This window comes from Pseudomonas sp. (assembly GCF_030147005.1).
Classification (GTDB): Bacteria; Pseudomonadota; Gammaproteobacteria; order Pseudomonadales; family Pseudomonadaceae; genus Aquipseudomonas.
In genome coordinates, this window is record NZ_JASLAW010000203.1 from 1 (window position 1) to 22,745 (window position 22,745).

Consider the following 22,745-nt stretch of genomic DNA (forward strand, 5'->3'; position numbering starts at 1 on the left):
CCTGTGGCGAGGGAGCTTGCTCCCGCTGGACTGCGTAGCAGTCCCATTTTTGGGGCCGCTTCGCGCCCCAACGGGAGCAAGCTCCCTCGCCACAGGTCGCAGGTTTTTCTGCTTTAGCGCTTAACTGACTGGCATTAGGGCAAGCCCCCTCCCACAGTTTGATCTTCATTGGTTTTGAAAATGAAGTGGGTCAGGTCCACCAGTAGCGCACAAGGTGGAAGAAAATCGGCGCCGCAAAGCACACCGAATCCAGCCGATCCAGCATGCCGCCGTGTCCCTCGATCATATGGCCCCAATCCTTCACGCCGCGATCGCGCTTGATCGCCGACATCACAATCCCGCCGGCAAAGCCAAGCAAGTTGATCAACAGCGCGATCAGGAACGACTGCCAGGGATTGAACGGCGTGGTCCACCACAGCGCCGCACCAATCAAGGATGACAGCAGGATGCCGCCGACAAACCCTTCCACGGTTTTGGACGGCGACAGGTTGGGCGCGATTTTGTGTTTACCGAACAGCTTGCCGCACACGTACTGCAGCACGTCCGAGAGTTGCACCACGATCACCAGGTAAGCGATCAACAGCAGGTTGCGGCCTTCGTAGCCGGGAATGTCCAGCGTCAGCAGGGCAGGCACAAAGGACACGCAGAACACCGCGATCATCAAGCCCCATTGCACCTTCGATGCGCGCTCCAGAAAGTGGGTGCTGTCGCCGCCCAGGGAGGCGAGTATCGGCAGCAGCAGGAACACGTAGACCGGAATGAAGATCGAGAACAGCCCATACCAATCGGCATAGATCAGCACGTATTGCAGGGGAAGGGCGAGGTAGAACGCCGCTACCAGAGCCGGATAGTCGCTGCGCCGTGTCGGGGTGAGTGTGAGGAATTCGCGCAAGGCATAGAACGACACCGCATAGAACAGCAGGATCACCGCGCCGGTACCGAGCCAGAAGGCGATACCGATCACGACCACCATCACCCACCAGGCGTTGATGCGGGCGTTGAGGTTGTCGATCACGGCATTGGGCGTGCCACGGGTGCGCAGCTTCAGGATCAGTCCGATCAGCGAGGCAGTGACCAGAATCGCGCCGATCCCGCCGAATAACATTAAGGTTTGGCTATCCATCTCAGGAGTGCTCCGGGGCGAGGGCGAGCAGGGCGTCGCGAGTGCGGGCAAGAAACGCGGTTTTGTCTTCGCCTTCTTCCAATTGCAGTGGAGCGCCAAAGCTGGTTGTGCATAACAATGGCAATGGCAGAACACGCCCCTTGGGCATGACGCGGTTGAGATTGGCTATCCACACCGGGATCAACTCAGCCTGTGGGTAACTGTTTGCCAAGTGATACAAGCCGCTTTTGAACGGCAGCAAGCCTTCTTCCAGATTGCGCGTCCCTTCCGGAAAGATGATCAGCGAGTCGCCGCCTTCGAGGGCGGCAAGCATCGGCTGCAAAGGGTTATCCACAGGCTCTTTGCGCTCGCGGTCAATCAGCACGCCGTTGAACACGCGGTTGATGATGTAGCGGCGTAGCGCGCTTTTATTCCAGTAGTCGCTGCCAGCCACAGGGCGTGTGAATTTGCGCAGGTTCTGCGGCAGCGACGCCCACACCAGCACGAAGTCGCCGTGGCTGCTGTGATTGGCGAAATAGATGCGTTGCACCGGCACTGGCGCGCAACCCAGCCACAGGCTGCGGGCGCCAGTGACGGTACGGGCCATGGAGGTAATCAACGTGGCGACCACGGGTTCGAACATGGGGGTTCCTTATTCGGCGAAAGGTAGCCAGGGGCTGGCGAGGATGACGCCCAGGGTCAGCAGCGCTTGTGCGCCGAGCAACCAGGCCTGTTTGCGCAGCAATTTGAGGGCGCCACGACGGCGCTCGGCCCACGGCCGGCCGGCGCGCTTGGCCGATTGCAGGCCAAGGGTTTGCAGGGCTTGGTCAAGGTCCGGGGTGCGCTCGGTGTCGCGGGCCAGCAGGGCAAACAAATCGGCATCGAATGCAACGCGCAGTGCCCAGTATTTCTGTAGAAGGCCCAGGATGATCATCCACAGGGCAAGCAGCAGGCAGATAGTTGAAACACTGGCCATTAACAGTTGGGCCAGACCGAACAGCACACCGACCAATGTCAGGCCTGTGGATAACTGGTCCAGCGAACGGCCACGACGCAGCAGGCTGGCAACCACGTGCAGTTCCATATCAGCGGGCATGGGCCAAACCCTCCAACGCTAAACAATGTGCGGGATGCAGGACCACGTGGGCCCGTGCTGCACGAATAATAACCAACGCTTGATCTACAGTCGTCGCGCGCCCGGTGTGCAACAGCCAGGCAGCGATGGCTGTTGCGCTGCGCGAGTACCCCAGGGCGCAGCACACCAGCAACGGGCCCTCTGAGCGCAAGCGTTCGATGGCCTCGGCCGCTTGCAGGCATTCGGCGGAGGTTGGCGCAATCAAGTCCAGAACGGGGACGCATTGATAGCGACGGCCTTGCGGATCAATCGGCAATTCGGCGCAGAGATCAACGATGGCCTTGAATGACTGTTGCTCGCTCGCCGCAGGAAGCCGCCCTAGCCAGACGTTAACCACAATCAGATCGGGCTCTGGATGACGACGCGTCCACAGCCGCGAATTGATAAAGGCGGCGACCAGGTAGGGTGCATACAGCCAACGCGCTGCGGGCGTCAGCTGGCCATCGTTGCGTTTTTGAAAGCCCTCGGCCCCGAGCAGCCAGTAATTGGCTGCGACCAGACCGAGCGATACGGCTGGCCACAGCAGCCATAACCCCCAGCCGCCCAAAGTCAACGCGAGTAGCACCAGCACCAGGGCTCCCAGGCCGTAGCGTGCGCCCAGCCAACCGCGTTTCGGGTCCCGTGTGAATCGGGCATTGAGCAGCGGGCTTGAATGTTCCACCGGCCATAGCCACACACACAACCAACCCGCGAGGGCGCCTGTGGGTAAGTCGATAAAGTGATGTTGATAAGTGGTCAGTACGGAAATGCCGATCAGTGCAAACCAGCCGTGCACCACCCAGCGCCACCCACCCTGGGTATGCCGCTGGAACATGACCCACAGGATCACCAACAGCGCGATATGCAGTGAGGGCGCCTGGTTGAAGGGTTTATCGAAGCCGGCCAGCACTGCAAATAACCAACCGAATACGCCATCCAGTTCCGGCCGTTCGAAGGTGAAGCGCAGCGGCCAGATCAGGAAGCAACTGACGGCAATCAATTGGGCCGTCAGCAGGCGCAGGGCGTGCTGCTTGAGCTCGTGGCGGGTGCTCGGCAGCAACAGGGAGAAACCGTAGAGCAGGTCGATAGACCAGTAGGGCACGATGGTCCAGGCCCAGAACGGCATGTGGGTTTCCCAGCCGAACACCAGCGTGCCCACGTCGCTGCGCTGGCTGGTGACCCAGGTGGCGAAGCCATAGGTGCTGAAAAACAGCGGTGCCAACAGCAGCAGCCACAGGACCGCTGGTTTGAATAAGCCGGGCTCGCGCATGCTTAGATCTTCTGTGCCAGGGACACCGTGAAAATGCCCCACTCATCCACACGCTGAGTGATCTTGCGAAAGCCCGCAGCCTCCACCAGTTGGTCCATTTCCGCCTGGCTGCGCCGTCGCATTACCCAGGCTTGCCCTTGGCGATGGCTGGTCAAGGCGCGGGCGATCAATTCCAGCTGCGGGTGCCACGGTTGGCCGGTGTAGACCAGATAGCCGCCGGGCTCCACCGCTTCGGCCAAGCCGCCCAACGAACCGCCGACCATGGCGTTGTCGGCAAACAATTCATACAGGCCGGACACCACCGCCAACGTCGGCTTCGGGTCCAGCGCTGCCAGGCTCACCCGATCAAACGCATCGCCTTTGACGAACTGGGCGATATCACCCAGGCCTTTTTCACGGATCAACGCACCGCCGTCGCGCACGTTGATGTCGCTGTAGTCGCGCAGCAGGATCGATTCCGGCAGCGGCGACACGCCCTGCAAAGCTTCCAGGATGTAACGACCGTGCCCGGCGGCGATATCGACAATACGTACGTCGCGGTCGTCCGCACGCAACTTGGCCATGGCCAGGCGCAGCAATTCTTCGACGTTCAGCTTGCGCTGACGAATACCGCGCCAGCCAATGGAGTTGAGGTAGTTGGTGTCGATCATCCGCCCCAGCGCGCCCTTGCCGGTGGGCGTGTTGCGGTACACGTAATCCAGGGTGCTGCCGGAGTCGAAACCGGTGTCGAAGCCCAGTTTCACCCCGTCCGACAGGTTTTTGCCCAGGCCCATGCTGGCGCGCGTCATGCGCCAGTACAGATCGCGCAGGGAATTGCGCGGCAGCGGTGCGGCGAGGGCTTCGGATTCGGCGCAGGTGGCGCCCAGTTTGTCGGCGTCCAACAGGCAGGCGCGGTCCAGCGGCTGTGTGAAGTTTTGCAGGATAAAACGCTTGGCGCTGTTGATGGCCACGGCGCGGTTACGTTCGCCGAGGGTGTCATGGAAGAAACCGGGAAGGATATGCAGCTCTTTTTTCAAGCTGCCGAGACGTTCGAAAAATTGCTGCTGGGGTTTGCGGTGCACCACGAAGTCGGAGCCGGATACCAGCAATTGGGTCGGCACCTGAATGGCCTGGGCGTCGGCGACCACTCGGTCGGCCGCTTCGTACAGGCCCAGCAGCACATTCACTGAGATGGCCTTGGTGATCAGGGGGTCGCTGTCGTAGGAAGCAACGCGCTCCGGGTCATGGCTGAGAAACTTGGCCTTGACGTAACTGTTGACGAAAAAATTGCCGCGAAATTTGCGCATCAGTGCCAGGCCCGGGCGGGCGAAGGGCACGTACAGCTTGACCTTGAAAGCAGGAGAGGCGAGTACCAGGGCGCGGATTTTCGGTGCGTAATCATGCACCCAGGTGGCCGCAATCACCGCGCCGACGCTTTGGGCGATGACGGCGAGGTTTTCCTCTTCGATACCGTAGGTGGCGCCTATGTGGTCGCAGAAAGTCTGCACATCGCGGGCGCTGGTGGCAAAGCTGGGGCTGTCGCCGCGCTCGCCGGGGGACTGGCCGTGGCCACGGGCGTCCCAGGCAAAAAAATCGAAGTCGGGCAGGTCCAGTTCGTCGACCAGGTGCGCAATACGCCCTGAGTGCTCATGACCGCGATGGAACAACACAATTGCCTTGCGCGGCCCGGCGTGTGCCGTGGCCGGCCAGTGCCGGTAAAAAAGCTCGACGCCGTCATGGGTGCTGAAGGTGTGCTGTTGCTGTTCGCGCATCGCAAAAATCCTTATGCAATCGGTGAGGTTTCTGTTTGTTCTTTGAGGCCCTGGCGCACCCGGTTGACCAAGGTGCAGGCCAGCAGTGCGGCGACCAGCCACATCACCGTGTCGACCCATCCGGCGCCGAGCCAGCCCAGCGCCACGCCCGTGGCCAGCACACCGAGTACGAACGCCCGATCACTTTTGCCCATCGGCCCGTCGTAGCGGCGTGATGCACCTACCATCGGCCCCAACACGCCGGCGTATTCGCTGAACACCGCGAGCAAGGTGACCAACAACACGGGCGCCAGGCTCGCACCGGGGATCAGGGCAAACGGCAGGATCAACGCGCTGTCGGCGATCACATCGCACAGTTCATTGAGGTAGGCGCCCAATCGTGATTGCTGACCGAATTCCCGGGCGAGCATGCCGTCGATGGCGTTAAGGGCCATGCGCGCGATCATCCACAGCGGGATCAGCGCAAACAGCCAGAGGTGCTGGGCGAAGCCGGCGATCAGCAAGCCCACCAACACGGAAATGACGCCCGCCAGCACGGTGATCTGGTTGGCGGTGGTGCCGTTGTCATAGAGGCGCTGCACAAGGGGGCGCAGCAGGTTTTGAAAACGCGGTTTGAGCTGATAGATGGAAATCATGAACGGCGATGCTTCCTTGTCCGTGGACCCGCAAAAAACTGTTCTGGAGTGTGCCGATTATTTGGGGCGCGCACCAGCGATAGCTCGTGTTTATGGGGGTTTAGTCACGGTCTGGTTAACGTGTGGATACAAATGTGGACGGGGGCAAGCCCCAATGCCGGTCAGTTAATAGAGGGGTAGCCTTCAGAGAGCGCGCGCCTTCTTAATTGACGAGCATTTCCTCCTACTGGCGATCGACGCCGCAGCCAAAAGCGAACAAAAATTTCACGCTTCGTGTTATATCGTAACGAATTGTGTGGAAGCGGGCGTTGAGTGGATGCAAGTGGATCTAGAAGCTGACGGCGCTTCGGTTGAAGGCCTGCCGCGTTTTCAGCAGGGATTGTTCCATGCCCGTCGATTGAGGCAAGCCGGTATCAGCCTGACTGCCTTGGCCATCACCGGTTGGGTGTTGGCGTTATTTGTGGCCCTGTTTGCACCTGTATCGATCTGGCCGGTGGTGTTGATCAATTGTTCGTCGGCCCTGTTCGTGCTGATAGCCGGGTTGCAGTCGGCGTGGTGGGTAGCCGATTGGCGGGCCCAGGCATTGGAAGAACCGGCAGTTGAATTGCCGGTTGCAGAGCCGGGCCGCTACGCACGTTTTGTGGCGCGCGCAGGCGAGCAGATCGGTGCGCCGGTGTTATGGCTCAGCGGCTGGTCGTTGCTGGCGCTGGTCAGCGTTATCGAATTCTGGAGCCTGTCTCTGCCTGCTGCGGCCGTTGGGCAATCCGCCAGCATCGGCGCGGCGCTGGGGTTGGCGCTGGCGTTCGGTTTGCTGGTGTTCGAGCGGCGCCTGGCCCAGGAAACGGCTGCTCAGTGGCCTGAAGCTTCACAACTGGCGCAACTGTGCCGAGTCGCAATCAGTTGCCTGTTGGTCAGCTCGATTTGCCTGCTGTTCGCAGGTGCCGAGTCGGTGTGGCCGTTGCGTTTGGCCGCGCTGATGGGCCTGTTACCCGCGCTGGTGGCGCTGGAGTTTGTACTCCGAGGCGTGCTGTCACTGTTCAGCCCGCGCCAGCCGCGTCTCGAACCCCGCCTGATGGCGCAAAGTTTTGTCGCGGGCTTGCTGCGCTGGCCGCCGCAACCCTTGCTGGCCTTGCAGCATGAACTGCATAACCGCTTCGGCATCGACCTGCGCCAGATTTGGGCGTTTACCTACATGCGTCGGGCGTTCCTGCCGGTGCTGCTGGTGGTGCTGGCCGTAGGCTGGGCGCTGACAGGCGTGCATGAAGTGCCTCTGCAAGGCCGTGGGATTTATGAGCGTTTCGGCAAGCCGGTAGAAGTGTTCGGCCCGGGCCTGCACGCTGGGTTGCCCTGGCCCCTGGGCCGCGTGTTGAGCGTGGAGAACGGCGTGGTGCACGAGCTGGCGACCAGTGTCGGCGAAAGTGCCGCAACCGAGTTGGCCAGCGCAGAAGGCCCGGCGCCGCTGATCGCCAACCGCTTGTGGGACGCCAGCCACGTGAATGACAAATCCCAGGTCATCGCCAGCAGCAGTGGCGACAAGCAGAGCTTCCAGATCGTCAATATGGACGTACGGTTCGTCTACCGCATCGGCCTGACGGACCAGGCCGCGCTGGCCGCTACCTACAACAGCGCCGATGTTCCGACGCTGATCCGCAGTACCGCCAGCCGGATACTGGTGCATGACTTTGCCTCGCGCACCCTTGATGAATTACTCGGCGAACAACGCACCAGCCTCGCCGACGAGATCGGCCGCACCGTACAAGCCGACCTGCAACAACTGGACAGCGGTGTGGAAATCCTCGCCACGGTCGTCGAAGCGATCCACCCACCGGCCGGCGCCGCCAATGCCTACCACGGCGTGCAAGCCGCGCAGATCGGCGCTCAAGCTTTGATCGCTCGCGAGCGCGGCGCGGCCAGCGAGCAGACCAACCAAGCGTTGCTGCAAGCCAGCACGGCCCGCGACCAGGCCCAGGCCACCGCTCGCGAAGTGAATGCCGGTGCCCAAGCGGCGCAGCTGCGGTTTGTCGCCGAACAAAAAGCCTATGCAGCGGCGGGCCGGGCCTTCGTGCTGGAGCAGTACCTGGCCCAACTCAGCCAGGGCCTGGCCCACGCCAAACTGCTTATTCTGGATCATCGCCTGGGCGCCGACAGTGCGCCGACGATCGATCTGCGTTCTTTTACTTTGCCGGCCGATCCCTCGGTGCCGCGCAAAGCCGTTCAATAAGGAGTCTGTCTGTTGAGCGCTCACTCTCACGATCACGGTCATCACGGCCACCACCACCATCACGGCGATGAGCAAGCGGCCGGGCCTTTCCCTTGGCGACGCATGGGCTGGGCTGTAGTGCTCGTGCTGTTCGCCATCGCGGCGGCGAGCCTGGTGCAGGTGCGTTCCGGCGAGGCCACGGTGATTACCCGCTTCGGCAACCCGGTGCGGGTGCTGCTGGAGCCGGGCCTGGGCTGGCGCTGGCCGGCGCCGTTTGAAGCGGCGATTCCGGTGGACCTGCGCCTGCGCACCACCTCCAGCGGTTTGCAGGATGTGGGCACACGCGATGGCCTGCGGATCATTGTGCAGGCCTATGTGGCGTGGCAGGTGCAGGGCGATACCGACAATGTGCAGCGCTTCATGCGCGCGGTGCAGAACCAGCCGGATGAAGCGGCGCGGCAGATCCGTACGTTCGTCGGCTCGGCGCTGGAAACCACGGCAGCCAGCTTTGACCTGTCCAGCTTGATCAACACCGATGCCAACCAGGTGCGCATCGCTGATTTCGAAGCCCAACTGCGCCGGCAGATCGACCAGCAACTGCTTGCCACCTATGGCGTACGTGTGGCGCAGGTCGGTATCGAACGGCTGACATTGCCGTCGGTGACCCTCACCGCCACGGTCGACCGCATGCGTGCCGAACGTGAAACCATCGCCACCGAGCGCACCGCCGTGGGCAAGCGTGAGGCGGCGCAGATCCGCTCGGCGGCCGAACGTGATGCCCGCATTGTGCAAGCCGATGCCACCGTGAAAGCGGCTGATATCGAAGCGCAATCGCGGGTCGAAGCGGCGCAGATCTACGGGCGTGCCTACGCGGGTAATCCGCAGCTGTACAACCTGCTGCGCTCGTTGGATACCTTGGGCACTGTGGTGACGCCGGGTACCAGGATCATCCTGCGCACCGATGCCGCACCTTTTCGCGCGCTGGTGGATGGGCCCAAGGATGTTCAACCATGAGTGAGCGCGACAGCCCGGACAGCCCATGGATCCAGGCTGGGCGGCTGACGTTCCTGGCGCTGTACGCGGTCACCGTCTTGGCGGCGTTGGCCTGGGCGTTTTCCAATGTGCGCCAGATCGACCCGCAGAACCGCGCCATGGTGCTGCACTTCGGTGCCCTGGACCGCATCCAGAATGCCGGGCTGCTGCTGGCATGGCCGCAACCGTTCGAGCAGGTGGTGTTGTTGCCGGCGGCCGACCGGGTGATCGAGCGACGGGTGGAGAACTTGTTGCGTTCAGAGGCCGCGGTGCAGGCCGACCGCGTGGCCAGTTTCGCGACACCTTTGAGCGATACGCTCGCCGGTTCCGGCTATCTGCTGACCGGTGATGCCGGGATCGTGCAGCTGGATGTGCGTGTGTTCTACAAGGTCACTGAACCCTATGCCTTTGTATTGCAGGGCGAGCATATGCTCCCCGCGTTGGACCGTCTGGTGACCCGCAGCGCCGTTGCCCTCACGGCGGCGCGGGACCTGGACACCATCCTGGTGGCGCGCCCCGAGCTGGTCGGCACTGACAACGGCGCCGCCGAGCGCCGCGAACGGCTGCGCGGTGACTTGGTGCAAGGCATCAATCAGCGCCTGGCGCAGCTGACCGCCAGCGGCCTGGGGTTGGGCGTCGAAGTGACGCGGGTCGATGTGCAATCGAGCCTGCCGAGCCCGGCGGTGAACGCGTTCAACGCCGTACTCACCGCCAGCCAACAGGCTGACAAAGCGGTGGCCAACGCGCGTACCGAGGCGCAAAAGCTCACCCAAACCGCCAACCAGGAGGCTGACCGCCAGGTGCAGGTCGCGCATGCCCAGGCCAGTGAGCGTCTGGCCAGTGCCCAGGCGCAGACCGCCACCGTCGCCAGCCTGGCGCAAGTGAAAGACCCAGGCTTGTTGCTGCGCCTGTACCGTGAGCGCATGCCGAAGATTCTGGGCCAGGCCGGCTCGGTGACCACGGTCGATCCTAAAGACGACTCCCGTTTGATCATTCAGGGAGCCGAACAATGAGCGCACCCATGCTCACCTCCGCCGAGCAGCGCAGCGCCGCGCGGCAATTGACCCTGGCCATGCTGGCCCTGGGATTACTTCTGTTGGGCCTGGTGTGGCGCTGGCTGGCGCCGGACCAGAACGGGGTCAGCCAACTGCTGCTCGGTGTTGCCTCGCTGCTGGTGGCCGTGCCGGTGATGCGTTCCGCCTGGTACAGCCTGCGTTATCCGAGCCTGCATGGCATCACTGACCAGTTGATCGCGCTGGCGATGATGGGCGCCTGGGCTACGGGCGATTTGCTGACCGCAGCGTTGCTGCCGATCATCATGATTTTCGGGCATGTGCTGGAAGAGCGCAGCGTGATCGGTTCCCAGGAAGCGATCCATGCGCTGGGCAAACTCACTCGCAGCCATGCGCGCCTGGTGCAGGCTGACGGCAGCATTGTGGAAGTGGATAACGGCACACTGAACACGGGCGATGTCGTCGAAGTGCGCGCCGGCGACCGCGTACCTGCCGATGGCGTGGTGCTCTCGGGCCAGGCCAGCCTGGACACGGCGCCGATCACCGGTGAGTCGGTGCCGTTGGAAGCCAGTGTGGGCGTACCGGTGTTTGGCGGTGCGATCAACCTGGACGGCCTGCTGCGCCTTGAAGTGACGCGCACGGGCAATGAGTCGACCTTGGGCAAAGTCATTGCGTTGATGCAGAACGCCGAGCGTTCCAAGCCGCCGATCACGCGTTTGCTGGAGCGCTATGCCGGTAGCTACATGGTGTTGGTGCTGTTGCTGGCGGCAGTTACCTGGTTTGTCACCCACGATGCCCAGGCGATGCTTGCCGTGCTGGTGGCGGCGTGCCCGTGCGCGTTGGTTTTGTCAGCGCCGGCCACCGCGATTGCCGGAATCGCGGTGGCCGCACGGCATGGGATTCTGATTCGCAGCTCGGCGTTTCTGGAGGAGTTGGCGGACCTCACCTCACTGGTCGTCGACAAGACCGGTACCTTGACCTTTGGCGCCTTGCGTCTGCAGTCCATCGAAACCTCGTCTACCGATCGACAGGCGCTGCTCAACCTTGCCGCGAGCCTCGGTTCGGCCAGCAGCCATCCGGTCAGCCGTGCGCTGGCTGGGCTGGCGACACAGGAACAACGGGTGGTGCTGAGCGATATTCGCGAGCGCCAGGGGCTCGGTGTCGTTGCGCACACTGAGCAGGGCGAAGCCGCATTGGGTCGCCCCGAACTGTTCGAGCAGCTGGGTATCGTCACTACCGGCGCCCCCCACCACGACGGCCCGATTGCCGGGCTGGCGCTGAACGGGCAGTTCCTGGCCTGGCTGCTGCTGGCCGACAGCGTCAAACCTGAAGCCCGCCAGGCCCTGCAAGAACTGCGCGACCTGGGGCTGGGTCGCCAACTGCTGCTCACGGGCGACCGCCAGAGCGTGGCCGACAGCCTGGCCGTGAATGTGGGCATCGGTGAGGTCCAGGCCCAGGCGTTACCGGAAGACAAGCTCAACCGTGTGCTGGCGGAGATCGACAGTGGTTTCCGGCCGATGGTAGTGGGGGATGGAATCAACGACTCCCTTGCTCTGAAAGCCGGTGTGGTCGGCGTGGCGATGGGCGCGGGCGGTGCCGATATCGCGCTGGCCTCGGCCGACGTGGTGCTGATCGGCAGTGACCTGCGCCGCCTGGGCACTTGTGTGCGCTTGAGTCGCCAGTGCCGGCACACGTTGCAGGTCAATGTGATCATTGGGCTGGGCTGGACGCTGGCCATCGTGGTGTTCGCCGCCTTCGGCTGGTTGGGCGCCGCCGGGGCCATGATTGCTGCGGTATTGCATAACCTCAGCACCTTGCTGGTACTCGGTAACGCCGGGCGGTTGCTGCGCTTTCAGGAACCGCTGTTGAAGCTTGACGAGTAATTTTCAGAAACTTTCGTACATGGCTGTAACGCGAAAAGGGCGCCTCACTCTAGTGGTGTGTCGAGACTGAACAGCCCGTTCAGACCGACCCCACTATTGATCTATGAGGACTACACAATGAACATCAAGAAAGCCGTTTCCGGTGCTGCCCTGGCTATCGCTGCCGCTTCCATGTTTGCCGGCGTTGCCACCCAGGTACAGGCCGCCGACGCTCCGGTTCATTGCTACGGCGTCACCTCCTGCAAAGGCATGAACGATTGCAAGACCGCCGAAAACGCCTGCAAGGGCCAGGCGGTGTGCAAAGGCCATGGTTTCAAATCCATGACCAAGGCTGAGTGCGCCAAGGCTGGCGGCACAGTCGGCGAGTAACTGCCAAGCGAATGCAGCCGCAGCGGTCTGGTGCCGCTGCGGTCACTTTCCAGGAGCGCGTGATGGCTAGTTCTTTCCCCTCCCTGGGCTACGGCCTGGGTTTACGCCACGAATACTATGAGCAGATCCTCGCCCAATCCCCAGCGGTGGATTGGTTCGAAGTGATCTCCGAGAATTATCTAGTGCAGGGCGGTAAAGCCCTGTACTACCTGGACGCGATAGCCGAGCGCTACCCCGTGGTGATGCACGGCGTGTCCCTGTCGATCGGCGGGCCCCATGCCATCGATACCGATTACCTCAAGCAAGTCCGGCAGCTTGCCGCGCGCATCCAGCCGGCATGGATTTCCGATCACCTGTGCTGGAGCCGCGGCAGCGCACACCAGCTGCACGATCTGCTGCCCCTGCCGTACACCGAAGAAAGCCTGTACCACGTAGCCGGTCGCGTGCGTCAGGTGCAAGACGTGTTGCAACGCCCGCTGGTGCTGGAAAATGTCTCCAGTTACGTGCGCTCCAAGACCGACGAGTTCACCGAGTGGCAATTCCTGAATGCCCTGGCGCATCTGACGGGATGCCAATTGCTGCTGGACGTGAACAATGTGTACGTCAGCTCGCGAAATCACGGGTTCGATGCCTGGACGTTCATTAGCAACCTGCCGCCTGAAAGCATTCGCCAGCTTCATCTGGCAGGGCATATGGACTACGGCGACTATGTGGTCGATACCCATGATCACCCGGTGAGCGATCCGGTATGGGCGCTCTATCAGCGCACGCTGGAACATTTGGGGCCGGTGTCGACGCTGTTGGAACGAGACGATCATTTTCCGCCATTCGATGAGCTGCTGACTGAATTGAGCAAGGCCCGGCAACTGGGGGCTGCTGCTTTGGCCAGGAGGTCGCTATGCGCCTGATCGATTGGCAGTTGGCCTTCGAGGCTCATCTGCTGTCTGAAACGCGCGCCGCCGACAGCGGCTTTGCCGCCACCTTGCTCGGCGGCCCGACGCTGGATGTGGACACGGGCCTGGCGATTTATCACAACGCTTACCTGTCGCGATTACAGGATGTGTTGCGTCATGACTTCAGCGCTATCCGGTATTGGTTGGGAGACGATGAATTTGCTGCGTTGAGCCAAGCCTATATTCGTCGTTATCCCTCGGCCCATTACAGCCTGCGTTGGCTGGGTGAGCGTTTCGCGGTGTTTATCCTTGAGCATCTGGTGGCTGAACAAAGTGCGCCGCTGGCTGAACTGGCGCAGCTGGAGTGGGCGTTCACCCTGGCCTTCGACGCGCCTGCGGGCGAGCCGCTGACCCTCGATCACATGGCCCGACTCCCGCCTGAGGACTGGCCGCAGTTGCGCGTCTCGCTGGTGCCTTCGGTGCAGCATGTGCTGTGCCGTTTCAACACTCTGGCTATCTGGCGGGCCAATAAGGTTGAATCGGGCTTCCCCGGCAGCCAGGCGCTGGACACCGCGCAAGTCTGCCTGGTGTGGCGTCATCAGAGTCTGTGCCAGTACCGCAGCCTCGAACCTGCTGAAGCCCGGGCGCTGGCGGGCATGGTCACCAGTGGTTGGAATTTTTCAGAACTGTGCATCGAGTTGGCAGTCACTAGTGGAGAGGGTGCGCCACTGCAAGCGGCCACGTGGTTGAAACAGTGGGTCCAGGACGGGTTGCTCGAACGCCGAGCTGTATAGCAGGCAGTTATTTATCGATAGCTTCCTACTTTATTTTGGATGGTCTACCCTCACAGCAGACGTCTGAAACAAGGGGGGGACTACTTATGCTCGCGCAACTTCCACCGGCCTTACAGAATCTTCAGCTACCGCTGCGTCTTCGACTCTGGGACGGCCATGAATTCAACTTGGGCCCCGAGCCCAGTGTGACCATCGTGGTGAAGGACCCTTCGGTCGTCACACAGCTGGCCCATCCCACCCTCGACTCACTGGGCGAAGCCTTCGTCGACGGCAAACTGGAGCTGGAAGGCTCCATCGCCGAAGTGATCAGGGTATGTGACGAGTTGAGTCACGCCTTGATCGAAGACGATGACGAGCCGCGTCCGGTGCGTTCAATCCACGACAGGGCGACCGACGCGGCGGCCATTTCCTACCATTACGACCTGTCCAATGAGTTCTACCAGCTATGGCTGGACCAGGACATGGCGTATTCCTGCGGTTATTTCGAAACCGGCAGCGAGTCCATCGACCAGGCCCAACAAGACAAATTCCGCCATCTGTGCCGCAAGTTGCGGCTGCAGCCGGGTGAGTATCTGCTCGACGTGGGGTGTGGATGGGGCGGGCTCGCGCGATTTGCGGCGCGGGAGTTCGGGGCCAGGGTGTTTGGGATTACCTTGAGCAAGGAACAACTGGCCCTGGCCAAAGAGCGGGTGAAGGCCGAAGGCCTGGAGGGCCAGGTCGACTTGCAGTTGCTCGACTATCGCGACCTGCCTCAGGACGGCCGTTTCGACAAAGTGGTGAGCGTGGGCATGTTCGAACATGTCGGCCACGCCAACCTGGCGCAGTATTGTCAGATTCTATACGGCGCCGTGCGTGAAGGCGGCCTGGTGATGAACCATGGCATTACCGCCAAGCACACCGACGGTCGCCCCGTGGGCCGCGGCGCCGGGGAGTTTATCGAGCGCTATGTCTTCCCCAACGGCGAGCTGCCGCACCTGGCGATGATGACCGCCGAAATCAGCGAAGCCGGGTTGGAAGTGGTGGATGTCGAAAGTCTGCGCCTGCACTACGCGCGTACATTGGACCATTGGAGCGAGCGACTGGAGGACAACCTCGAAGCGGCCGCGAGGATGGTGCCGGAGCATGCGTTGCGGATCTGGCGGCTGTACCTGGCGGGTTGCGCCTATGCCTTTGCGCGGGGCTGGATCAACCTGCATCAGATCCTGGCGGTTAAACCGCATGCCGATGGCGGCCATGAATTGCCGTGGACGCGGGAGGATATCTACCGCTGATCTCAACGCAGGGATCAAACCTGTGGGAGCCGGCAAGCCAGCCAGCTCCCACAGGTTTTGTGTTGTCTGTCAGAGAATCGGTGAGATCAAGCGCGCCACGCGCATGCCCAGCTGTTGCAGGCGCCGGGTTTCGCCGCTTTCTTCCTGGCTGACTTCATGGGCTTGGGCGAAGTCGTCCAGCAGCATCTGCTCCACCTGTTTGGCGAAGGTTTCATCAACCGTCAGCAGCATCACTTCGAAATTCAGCCTGAACGACCGGTTGTCCATATTGGCGCTGCCGATGGCGCTGATTTCGCTGTCCACCAACACCACCTTTTGATGCAGGAATCCGGGCGTGTAGCGGAACACCCGCACGCCGGCGCGAACCGCTTCGATGGCGTAAAGACTGGAGGCGGCGTACACGATGCGGTGGTCCGGTCGCGATGGCAGCAGCACCCGCACATCCACGCCGCGCAGGACGGCCAGGCGCAGGGCGGCGAACACCGCTTCGTCGGGGATGAAATACGGGCTGGTGATCCACACGCGTTCGGTCGCGGCGTGGATGGCTTCGACAAAAAACAGCGAGCAGGTTTCATACGGGTCCGCCGGGCCGCTGGCCAGCAACTGGCAGAGCACGCCATCTTCCGGATACGCGTCCGGCAGGATCAGGGGTGGCAATTCCCGCGCGGCCCAGAACCAGTCCTCGGCGAACGACTCCTGCAAGCACGCCACCACCGGGCCGGTAACCTGCACGTGGGTATCGCGCCACGGTGACAACGGCGGTTTTTTGCCGAGGTATTCATCGCCCACATTGTGCCCGCCGACAAACCCCATGATGCCGTCCACCACCACGATTTTGCGGTGGTTGCGGAAGTTGACCTGGAAGCGGTTCAGCCAGCCGCTGCGGGTGGCGAATGCCTTGACGTGGACCCCGGCGTCGCGCAGCGATTGCACGTAGCGATGGGGCAGGGCGTGGCTGCCGATGCGGTCGTAGAGCACGTAAATGGCCACGCCTTCGGCAGCTTTCGCAGTGAGCAACCGCTGCAGTTGGCGGCCGAGTTCATCGTCATGAATGATGAAGAACTGGAACAGTACGGCGGTTTTTGCGTTGCCGATGGCCTCGAAGATGGCGCTGAAGGTGGCGTCGCCATTGATCAGCAACTGCACCTGGTTATTGGCCAGGCATGGCATGCGCCCCAATTTGGGCATGGCGCGCAAAGACGCGTAGGCACTGGAATTGCGCGCGGCCAGGGCTTCCTCGACCCAGGGTCGCCAGTTCAACTCGGCAATTGCCGTGCGCATTTCCTGATTGGCCTGGCGACGCGCCTGGATATAGGCATCGAACGTGCTGCGGCCGAAAATCAGGTAGGGAATCAGTGTGAGATAGGGCATGAACATCAGCGACAACGCCCAGGCAATCGAGCCTTGAGCGGTCCTGACGGTCAGTACCGCGTGGATCGCGGCGAGGCTTCCGAAAAAATGCAGCGTGGCAATGAAGTAGGCGAGCAGGTGCGGGCCAAAAAAATCCATGAACGACATCACTCCGGGCAGTCCAGTGCGTAACAGACCATGTTCCACAGTGAATGTCGCTATTTTATTTGGCGTGCAACACTGGCACCTTTGCGGCGTCTAACGCCCACAATTGCCCAGGAGTTACCCGATGAATGCTCGTCTGCTCTGTTTGTCCATAGTTGTTGGTTTGGCGCTGCCGGTGGCGGCGCAGGCGCAGATGCTGGCGCCGGGCTTGTGGGAATTGACTAGCAGCAATATGAAAGTCGATAACCAGGACCTGCCGGACCTGTCGCTGATTCTCGGTCAGCTCAAGCAACAGATGACCCCTGAGCAACGTGCCATGCTCGAAAAACAGGGCATCACCATGGCCGGTAAAGGCGTGCAGGTGTGCCTGACGCCGGCCCAGGTCGCTTCCGACTCCATCCCCCTGACCGATCCGCAATCGGGTTGCAAACAGGAAGTGACCGACAAGACCGGCAACCAGTGGAAATTCCGTTTCAGTTGCCCGAAAGCCCAAGGCACGGGCGTGGCGACTTTCCAGAGCCAGAAAGAATTCACCACCACCGTCAACGGCACGTTCAATGCCACCGGCATCCAGCAAAAGGGCAGCCTGGACACTCACGCCCAGTGGCTGGGTAACGATTGCGGCACCGTCAAACCTCGCGCTTAACGCAAAAAATGCAGGGGCAAGCCCTGGCAGCTGTCGACCACCTGGCCGTTGTGCCACGCCAGGTGGCCGGACACCAGCGTGGTACTCACGCTGTGACGAAAGCTGCGCTCGGCGAACGGCGTCCAGCCGCAACGGGCCAGGATCGGTTGACTGCTGACGGGTATGCCTGCGGGCTCGGGCTTGATCACTACCAGGTCGGCCCAATACCCCTCGCGTAGGTAACCTCGGTCTGGAATGGCAAACAAGTCGGCGACGCGGTGACTGGTTTTCGCCACCAACGTGGTCAGCGGCAGCAGCCCGTCGGCCACCAGTTCCAGCAACGCCGGTAACGCATGTTGCACCAAGGGCAAACCTGCCGGTGCCTGGCGATAGTCCAGCTGCTTTTGGGCCCAGGTATGCGGCGCATGGTCACTGCCAATCACATCCAGACGATCACTCAGTAGAGCCAGGCGCAGCGCGTCGCGGTCGGCACGGGTCTTGATCGCCGGGTTGCATTTGATCTGATGGCCGAGGCGCTGATAGTCGCGGTCGTCAAACAGCAAGTGGTGCAGGCAGACTTCGGCCGTGATGTGTTTGTCCGACAACGGCTTGTCTTCGAACAAGGCCAATTCCCGCGCGCTGGTCAGGTGTAATACGTGCAAGCGCGTGCCGTGGCGCTTGGCCAACTCCACGGCAAACGATGACGAGCGATAGCACGCCTCGCCATCGCGGATCAGCGCATGCGCCACGGCGGGGATGCGCTCGCCGAAGCGCTCGCGCATGCGCAGCTCGTTGGCCTGGATGCTCGGTGTGTGTTCGCAGTGAGCCAACAATATCGTCGGCACGTGGGCAAACAGGCGCTCCAGAATCCGTGGGTCGTCCACCAGCATATTGCCGGTGGAGGCGCCCATGAACACTTTGACCCCCGCCACTTCGCGCGGATCGAGGGCCGCGACGGTGTCGAGGTTGTCGTTGCTCACGCCAAAGTGAAAGCCGTAGTTGGCCACCGAGTGCAACCCGGCGCGGCGTTTTTTATCGGCCAAGGCGGCCAGGCTCAGCGTTGCCGGATGGGTGTTGGGCATATCCATGAAACTGGTGATGCCACCGGCCACCGCCGCCCGGGACTCGCTGTAGAGGCTGCCTTTGTCCGGCGCGCCGGGTTCGCGAAAGTGCACCTGGTCGTCGATCATCCCTGGCAACAACCATTGCCCTTGAGCGTCGATCTCCACCGGTTCGTTCAGGTTTTCGATGCTGCCGGCAATCTTCTCGATACGGCCACTGACAACCAGCACATCAGCGTCGAATTCCCGGCCTTCATTGACCAGTCGGGCATTGCGAATCAACAGGCGGCTCATGGTTCAGAACTCGTTTTGCAGGGCTTTGTAACCACGCACCAGGTCGACATTGGTGCGTGCCACATCTTCGGAAAACTCCGAAGCGCTGACGCTCACCGGTGGAAATTGCGACAGGTCGGTGGTCGGTCCGATGCGGGTGGTGGAGGGTACGTAGAAGGCCGCCGGCAGGTCGCGCCCGTCCACCACGGAGTTGTGCCGCACCACGCAGCCGTCGCCCACGGCGCAGTTGAACAGCACGCTGTTGAAGCCGATGAACACGCGGTCGCCGACGGTGCAGGGGCCGTGGACGATGGAACGGTGGGCAATGGAGGTGAACTCGCCGATGGTCACTGCGGCACCGGATTTGGAGTGGATCACCACACCGTCCTGAATATTGGAGTTGGCCCCGATGGTGATCGGGTCCATGGCCCCACCTGCATCGACTTCGTCGGCGCGGATGACGGCGTAAGGGCCGACAAATACGTTTTCGCCGATGATGACCTTGCCGCAGATGATCGCGGTTTTGTCCACATAAGCCGACTCGGCAATCACCGGCAGGTCACCGGAAGGGTTTTTGCGGATCATGGTTTGCTCAGCGCTGCGCACAAGGTGTTGAGGTTATATTCGAACAGCCCGATAAACGTGCTGGCCGGGCCTTCGGCGGCGAGGGCATCGGAGTACAGCGTGCCGCCGATCTGCGCGCCGCTTTCGTCGGCGATTTGCTTGAGCAGGCGTGAATCCTTGATGTTCTCCACAAACACGGCCTTGACCTTGTCCTTGCGGATCTGGGTGATCAACGCGGCCACTTCGGCGGCCGACGGTTCGCGCTCGGTGGACAGGCCTTGAGGCGCGAGGAACTGGATGCCATAGGCCTGGCCCAGGTAACCGAAGGCGTCATGGGAGGTGACGATACGGCGGTTGCCCGCAGGCAGTGCGCCGAACTTGGCTTTGGCCTCGGTCAGCAGGCGGTAGATTTCTTTCAGGTAGGCCTGGCTGTTGCGCAAGTAATCAGCCTTGTTGGCCGGGTCGGCAGCGACCAGCGCTTTGGTGATGTTGTTGACGTAGATCTCGGCGTTGGCCAGGTTGTGCCAGGCGTGTGGGTCGGGGATGGTCTCGCCGTCCTCTTCCATGGTGTGGGAAATCACGCCTTTGCTGGCGGTGACCACCGTGGCTTTGGTTTCGGTGCTGGCCACCAGGCGGTCCAACCAGGGCTCGAAGCCGAGGCCGTTCTTGATGATGAGCTTGGCCTTGAGCAGCGCCTTGGCGTCGTCCGGCGAGGGCTCGTAGGTGTGGGCGTCGGCGTCCGGCCCGACCATGTTGCTGATCTGGATGTGGTCGCCACCGATCTGGTGAGTGATGTCATCGAGAATGCTGAAGCTGGTGACTACTTGAAGTTTGTCGGCGGCCTGGGCCATCGAGAGCGGCAGCAGCAGGCTGAACAGCACGAGTAGAGCGCGCATCGGAAAACACCTCATTGGGATGTAAGCAAGGGCGGTCGGCGAAGCAAGCCATGCACCGGACCGAAGACCACGGACAGCAAATACCCGCCGCCCGCCACCAGCACGATGGCCGGGCCGCTGGGCAGTGAGTAGTAAAACGACAACAACAAACCCAGCCACACCGACAGGCATCCCAGCACTGCCGATACAGCGATCAACACCGGCAGGCGCCGGCTCCAGAAACGCGAGGCGATGGCCGGCAGCATCATCAAACCCACCACCATCAAGGCGCCGATGGCCTGGAAACCGATCACCAGGTTAAGCACCACCAGCGTCAGAAACAGCCCGTGGGCGAGCGGGCCGAGGCGGCTGACGGTTTGCAGGAACAGGGGGTCGAGGGTATCGAGCAGCAGCGGTTTGTAGATCAGCGCCATGGCAATCAGGCTGAAGCCGGTGACCCACAGCATGCCGGTGAGGGTGGTTTCATCCACGGCCAGGGCAGAGCCGAACAGCAGGTGCAGCAGGTCCAGACGCTTTCCGGCGATGCCAAGGATCAACACACCGGCGGCGAGGGAGATGGGGTAGATGGCGGCGAGGCTGGCGTCTTCACGCAGGCCGGTGCGGCGGGTGATCCAGGCTGACAGCCCGGCCATGCTCAGGCCTGCGCCGAGCCCGCCGATGGTCAGCGCGGGCAGGCTCAACCCGGCGAACCAGAAGCCCAGGGCGGCGCCGGGGAGAATGCCGTGGGCGACGGCATCGCCAATCAGGCTCATGCGCCGCAGGATCAGAAATACCCCCAGCGGCGCGGTGCTGCAGGCCAGGACCAGCCCACCGATCAGTGCGCGGCGCATGAAGACGAAATCGACAAAAGGCATCCATAGGTGAGCGGCAAAATGCATCAGGCCACCTGTAATTGCGGTTGCGGGCGGATCAGCTCTTTACTCAGGCCGAGTACGCAGCCGGTGCTCTTGATGTGCAGCACGTGCTGGGTGTGGCGGCGCACTGACGCCAGGTCGTGGCAGACGACCATCAGCGTGCGGCCTTCGTCGTGCCAGGCATGAATGTGTTTCCAGCACAGCGCCTGGCCCTCTTCGTCGAGGGCGGCGTGGGGTTCGTCGAGCAGCAACACTGGCGAGTCGCTCAGGCTCATGCGGGCGAGCAGGGCGCGTTGCAGTTGGCCGCCAGACAGCGCCATCAAAGGGCGTTGCTCCAGGCCGCTGAGGCACCAGTCTTCCAGTACGGCGTGCAGGCGCTCGCTGCGTTGCTGTGGCGTGAGCCGAGCACCCCAGAACCCGGCGGCGACCAGTTCCTGCAGGCTGATGGGGAACTGTCGGTCCAGGTGTTGCTGCTGGGGCAGGAAGGCCAGACCGCCGCGACGTGGTACCTCGACGCGGACTTTGCCCGCCAGCGGCTTTTGCAGGCCGGCGATGACTTTGAGCAGGCTGCTTTTGCCACAGCCGTTGGGGCCGATGACCCCGGTGAGGCTGCCTTTTTCCAGGGTGAAATCCACGGCGGGGGTCAGCGGCTGGCCCGGAGCGCCCCAGCGCAAAGCGTTGCAGGTAATCATGTGTTGGGTCTCGTCCAGCGGCTTTCAGCCACGGCATCGTGAGCGTGCAGGCTTTCGGCGTGGATCACTTTGAGGTGGAAGGCTTTGACCGCATCCGAGCGCTTCAAGGCGAGGTTAAGGCGGCGGGCGGCGTCCTCGCAGAACATTAGGTTCTGCCCATTGGCCAGGGCGAAGGCTTGTTCATCTGCACGTTTCACTGCGGTTTGCACGGCGGTGCCGAGGGCTGCTTCGGCACTGTCGATCAAGTCAACGATCGCCAAGTGTTCGCCTTGCAGCTGCACGTGCAACTGAGCGGTGCTGCGCTGGCTGTGGGGTGTGGCGACAATCCCGTTGGCGCTGCCGAGCCAGGTCAACACGTCTGCATGCTGCAACGGCGTGTTGGCGAAATCATCCAGAAATTGCTGCTGAATCAACTGCCTGGCAAGGGCCGCGGAGCACGGGCAGGTGGAGGAATAAGTAACGTCAATTTTTAGTTCCACGTGGAACATCTGGTTTTCCAGGCGTGCCTCGATGCTGATTGGATAGCGCTTCCATCCGTCCAAAGGGCTGACCAGGGCAGGGCGTTTTAACAGCAAGTGAGTGTGGATGCGCAGGTAGGCGTTGTTAGATAAATCTTCATGTGTGTCGAGAAAGCGCTGCAGTACATTACGCAGAAGTGCAGGCGTCAGCGGTTGCTGGTCGAGCATCTCCAGTGCCAGGTACAGGCGTGACATATGAATGCCACGGGCCGAGCCATCGTCCAGGCTCACACCCGCATCGGCGGTGGCGGGCAGACGTTGGCCATCGAGCAGAACAGGCAAGGCAATGCCGCACATGCCCACCCAGTCGAGTGGCAAGGCCTGGCGTGAAGCCTGCGCGGCGATGTCCGGCAGAGTCAGCGCATTCATGAGCAGGTCCATCGTTGGAAATAATTCGACATGTTATAGTATAACAATAGT

At 62.0% G+C, this 22,745-nt stretch carries 22 protein-coding genes; 9 read left to right on the forward strand and 13 right to left on the reverse strand.

What is annotated here, in order from left to right; genetic code table 11:
• Positions 1 to 190: 190 nt before the first annotated feature.
• From Q1V60_RS18985 to Q1V60_RS19010, 6 genes are read right to left on the reverse strand one after another with little or no spacing between them, the layout of a single operon-like run.
• Positions 191 to 1,123 carry a phosphatidate cytidylyltransferase gene (locus tag Q1V60_RS18985; protein ID WP_300633419.1) on the reverse strand — a complete coding sequence of 311 codons (933 nt, stop codon included), beginning with the start codon at positions 1,121 to 1,123 and terminating at the stop codon, positions 191 to 193.
• A gap of 1 nt (position 1,124) precedes the next feature.
• Positions 1,125 to 1,745, reverse strand: coding sequence for a lysophospholipid acyltransferase family protein (locus tag Q1V60_RS18990; RefSeq protein ID WP_300633420.1), 621 nt, complete (start codon positions 1,743 to 1,745; stop codon positions 1,125 to 1,127).
• 9 nt (positions 1,746 to 1,754) lie between these two features.
• Complete coding sequence (locus Q1V60_RS18995; protein WP_300633422.1) at positions 1,755 to 2,198, reverse strand: hypothetical protein; 444 nt, start codon at positions 2,196 to 2,198, stop codon at positions 1,755 to 1,757.
• Positions 2,188 to 3,486: a phosphatase PAP2/dual specificity phosphatase family protein gene (locus Q1V60_RS19000; RefSeq protein WP_300633424.1), complete on the reverse strand. Its 1,299-nt coding sequence runs from the start codon at positions 3,484 to 3,486 to the stop codon at positions 2,188 to 2,190. Before Q1V60_RS19000 ends, Q1V60_RS18995 begins: the two co-directional genes overlap by 11 nt.
• Positions 3,487 to 3,488: 2 nt before the next feature.
• Entirely contained in the window at positions 3,489 to 5,237 is a 1,749-nt protein-coding gene (locus Q1V60_RS19005; RefSeq protein WP_300633426.1) for a bifunctional alpha/beta hydrolase/class I SAM-dependent methyltransferase, read from the reverse strand.
• 11 nt (positions 5,238 to 5,248) lie between these two features.
• Positions 5,249 to 5,872 (reverse strand): CDP-alcohol phosphatidyltransferase family protein, encoded by a 624-nt coding sequence (locus Q1V60_RS19010; RefSeq protein ID WP_300633428.1) that lies wholly within the window; start codon positions 5,870 to 5,872, stop codon positions 5,249 to 5,251.
• A gap of 316 nt (positions 5,873 to 6,188) precedes the next feature.
• On the opposite strand from Q1V60_RS19010, the gene Q1V60_RS19015 reads away from it, so the two are divergent.
• The 8 genes from Q1V60_RS19015 (at position 6,189) to cfaB (ending at position 15,327) form a co-directional block, all read left to right on the forward strand.
• On the forward strand, positions 6,189 to 8,093 hold the full coding sequence (locus tag Q1V60_RS19015; RefSeq protein ID WP_300633430.1) for a protease modulator HflK: 1,905 nt from the start codon (positions 6,189 to 6,191) through the stop codon (positions 8,091 to 8,093).
• A 9-nt stretch (positions 8,094 to 8,102) separates the two neighbouring features.
• Positions 8,103 to 9,086, forward strand: a complete 984-nt coding sequence (locus Q1V60_RS19020; RefSeq protein ID WP_300633477.1) for a protease modulator HflC — start codon at positions 8,103 to 8,105, stop codon at positions 9,084 to 9,086.
• Entirely contained in the window at positions 9,083 to 10,117 is a 1,035-nt protein-coding gene (locus tag Q1V60_RS19025; RefSeq protein WP_300633432.1) for a protease modulator HflK, read from the forward strand. The genes Q1V60_RS19020 and Q1V60_RS19025 overlap by 4 nt, the downstream gene beginning before the upstream one ends.
• Entirely contained in the window at positions 10,114 to 12,000 is a 1,887-nt protein-coding gene (locus tag Q1V60_RS19030) for a heavy metal translocating P-type ATPase (RefSeq protein WP_300633434.1), read from the forward strand. Before Q1V60_RS19025 ends, Q1V60_RS19030 begins: the two co-directional genes overlap by 4 nt.
• Positions 12,001 to 12,117: 117 nt before the next feature.
• On the forward strand, positions 12,118 to 12,369 hold the full coding sequence (locus Q1V60_RS19035; RefSeq protein ID WP_300633436.1) for a hypothetical protein: 252 nt from the start codon (positions 12,118 to 12,120) through the stop codon (positions 12,367 to 12,369).
• A 62-nt stretch (positions 12,370 to 12,431) separates the two neighbouring features.
• A complete protein-coding gene (locus Q1V60_RS19040; RefSeq protein WP_300633438.1) occupies positions 12,432 to 13,277 on the forward strand; it encodes a DUF692 domain-containing protein in 846 nt (281 codons plus the stop codon).
• Entirely contained in the window at positions 13,268 to 14,056 is a 789-nt protein-coding gene (locus tag Q1V60_RS19045) for a DNA-binding domain-containing protein (protein WP_300633440.1), read from the forward strand. The genes Q1V60_RS19040 and Q1V60_RS19045 overlap by 10 nt, the downstream gene beginning before the upstream one ends.
• Before the next feature lie 86 nt (positions 14,057 to 14,142).
• Positions 14,143 to 15,327: a C17 cyclopropane fatty acid synthase CfaB gene (gene cfaB, locus Q1V60_RS19050; RefSeq protein WP_300633442.1), complete on the forward strand. Its 1,185-nt coding sequence runs from the start codon at positions 14,143 to 14,145 to the stop codon at positions 15,325 to 15,327.
• 69 nt (positions 15,328 to 15,396) lie between these two features.
• Here cfaB and cls read toward each other — a convergent pair whose 3' ends face one another.
• Positions 15,397 to 16,836 carry a cardiolipin synthase gene (gene cls / locus Q1V60_RS19055; protein WP_300633444.1) on the reverse strand — a complete coding sequence of 480 codons (1,440 nt, stop codon included), beginning with the start codon at positions 16,834 to 16,836 and terminating at the stop codon, positions 15,397 to 15,399.
• Between the two features lie 130 nt (positions 16,837 to 16,966).
• On the opposite strand from cls, the gene Q1V60_RS19060 reads away from it, so the two are divergent.
• Positions 16,967 to 17,488, forward strand: a complete 522-nt coding sequence (locus tag Q1V60_RS19060) for a DUF3617 domain-containing protein (RefSeq protein WP_300633446.1) — start codon at positions 16,967 to 16,969, stop codon at positions 17,486 to 17,488.
• Here Q1V60_RS19060 and Q1V60_RS19065 read toward each other — a convergent pair.
• The 6 genes from Q1V60_RS19065 to folE2 are packed head-to-tail and all read right to left on the reverse strand — an operon-like array spanning position 17,485 to position 22,694.
• Complete coding sequence (locus Q1V60_RS19065; RefSeq protein ID WP_300633448.1) at positions 17,485 to 18,822, reverse strand: dihydroorotase; 1,338 nt, start codon at positions 18,820 to 18,822, stop codon at positions 17,485 to 17,487. The two genes, Q1V60_RS19060 and Q1V60_RS19065, sit on opposite strands and share 4 nt — an antisense overlap.
• Before the next feature lie 3 nt (positions 18,823 to 18,825).
• Complete coding sequence (locus Q1V60_RS19070; RefSeq protein WP_300633450.1) at positions 18,826 to 19,386, reverse strand: DapH/DapD/GlmU-related protein; 561 nt, start codon at positions 19,384 to 19,386, stop codon at positions 18,826 to 18,828.
• Positions 19,383 to 20,261 (reverse strand): metal ABC transporter substrate-binding protein, encoded by an 879-nt coding sequence (locus Q1V60_RS19075; RefSeq protein ID WP_300633452.1) that lies wholly within the window; start codon positions 20,259 to 20,261, stop codon positions 19,383 to 19,385. Before Q1V60_RS19075 ends, Q1V60_RS19070 begins: the two co-directional genes overlap by 4 nt.
• An 11-nt stretch (positions 20,262 to 20,272) precedes the next feature.
• A complete protein-coding gene (locus Q1V60_RS19080) occupies positions 20,273 to 21,139 on the reverse strand; it encodes a metal ABC transporter permease (RefSeq protein ID WP_300633454.1) in 867 nt (288 codons plus the stop codon).
• Positions 21,139 to 21,807: an ATP-binding cassette domain-containing protein gene (locus Q1V60_RS19085; RefSeq protein ID WP_300633456.1), complete on the reverse strand. Its 669-nt coding sequence runs from the start codon at positions 21,805 to 21,807 to the stop codon at positions 21,139 to 21,141. The genes Q1V60_RS19080 and Q1V60_RS19085 overlap by 1 nt, the downstream gene beginning before the upstream one ends.
• On the reverse strand, positions 21,804 to 22,694 hold the full coding sequence (gene folE2, locus Q1V60_RS19090) for a GTP cyclohydrolase FolE2 (RefSeq protein ID WP_300633458.1): 891 nt from the start codon (positions 22,692 to 22,694) through the stop codon (positions 21,804 to 21,806). Before folE2 ends, Q1V60_RS19085 begins: the two co-directional genes overlap by 4 nt.
• Positions 22,695 to 22,745: the final 51 nt, after the last annotated feature.

What these genes read in the sequence shown, in the direction of transcription:
- Q1V60_RS19080 (WP_300633454.1), bottom strand. Translation starts at nt 21,139, where the DNA reads ATGCATTTTGCCGCTCACCTATGGATGCCTTTTGTCGATTTCGTCTTC.
- Q1V60_RS19030 (WP_300633434.1), top strand. Translation starts at nt 10,114, where the DNA reads ATGAGCGCACCCATGCTCACCTCCGCCGAGCAGCGCAGCGCCGCGCGG.
- Q1V60_RS19010 (WP_300633428.1), bottom strand. Translation starts at nt 5,872, where the DNA reads ATGATTTCCATCTATCAGCTCAAACCGCGTTTTCAAAACCTGCTGCGC.
- Q1V60_RS19040 (WP_300633438.1), top strand. Translation starts at nt 12,432, where the DNA reads ATGGCTAGTTCTTTCCCCTCCCTGGGCTACGGCCTGGGTTTACGCCAC.
- Q1V60_RS19005 (WP_300633426.1), bottom strand. Translation starts at nt 5,237, where the DNA reads ATGCGCGAACAGCAACAGCACACCTTCAGCACCCATGACGGCGTCGAG.
- Q1V60_RS19060 (WP_300633446.1), top strand. Translation starts at nt 16,967, where the DNA reads ATGAATGCTCGTCTGCTCTGTTTGTCCATAGTTGTTGGTTTGGCGCTG.
- Q1V60_RS19065 (WP_300633448.1), bottom strand. Translation starts at nt 18,822, where the DNA reads ATGAGCCGCCTGTTGATTCGCAATGCCCGACTGGTCAATGAAGGCCGG.
- Q1V60_RS19085 (WP_300633456.1), bottom strand. Translation starts at nt 21,807, where the DNA reads ATGATTACCTGCAACGCTTTGCGCTGGGGCGCTCCGGGCCAGCCGCTG.
- folE2 (WP_300633458.1), bottom strand. Translation starts at nt 22,694, where the DNA reads ATGAATGCGCTGACTCTGCCGGACATCGCCGCGCAGGCTTCACGCCAG.
- Q1V60_RS19045 (WP_300633440.1), top strand. Translation starts at nt 13,268, where the DNA reads ATGCGCCTGATCGATTGGCAGTTGGCCTTCGAGGCTCATCTGCTGTCT.
- Q1V60_RS19025 (WP_300633432.1), top strand. Translation starts at nt 9,083, where the DNA reads ATGAGTGAGCGCGACAGCCCGGACAGCCCATGGATCCAGGCTGGGCGG.
- Q1V60_RS19035 (WP_300633436.1), top strand. Translation starts at nt 12,118, where the DNA reads ATGAACATCAAGAAAGCCGTTTCCGGTGCTGCCCTGGCTATCGCTGCC.
- Q1V60_RS19075 (WP_300633452.1), bottom strand. Translation starts at nt 20,261, where the DNA reads ATGCGCGCTCTACTCGTGCTGTTCAGCCTGCTGCTGCCGCTCTCGATG.
- Q1V60_RS19070 (WP_300633450.1), bottom strand. Translation starts at nt 19,386, where the DNA reads ATGATCCGCAAAAACCCTTCCGGTGACCTGCCGGTGATTGCCGAGTCG.
- Q1V60_RS18990 (WP_300633420.1), bottom strand. Translation starts at nt 1,745, where the DNA reads ATGTTCGAACCCGTGGTCGCCACGTTGATTACCTCCATGGCCCGTACC.
- Q1V60_RS19015 (WP_300633430.1), top strand. Translation starts at nt 6,189, where the DNA reads ATGCAAGTGGATCTAGAAGCTGACGGCGCTTCGGTTGAAGGCCTGCCG.
- cls (WP_300633444.1), bottom strand. Translation starts at nt 16,836, where the DNA reads ATGGATTTTTTTGGCCCGCACCTGCTCGCCTACTTCATTGCCACGCTG.
- Q1V60_RS18985 (WP_300633419.1), bottom strand. Translation starts at nt 1,123, where the DNA reads ATGGATAGCCAAACCTTAATGTTATTCGGCGGGATCGGCGCGATTCTG.
- cfaB (WP_300633442.1), top strand. Translation starts at nt 14,143, where the DNA reads ATGCTCGCGCAACTTCCACCGGCCTTACAGAATCTTCAGCTACCGCTG.
- Q1V60_RS19000 (WP_300633424.1), bottom strand. Translation starts at nt 3,486, where the DNA reads ATGCGCGAGCCCGGCTTATTCAAACCAGCGGTCCTGTGGCTGCTGCTG.
- Q1V60_RS18995 (WP_300633422.1), bottom strand. Translation starts at nt 2,198, where the DNA reads ATGCCCGCTGATATGGAACTGCACGTGGTTGCCAGCCTGCTGCGTCGT.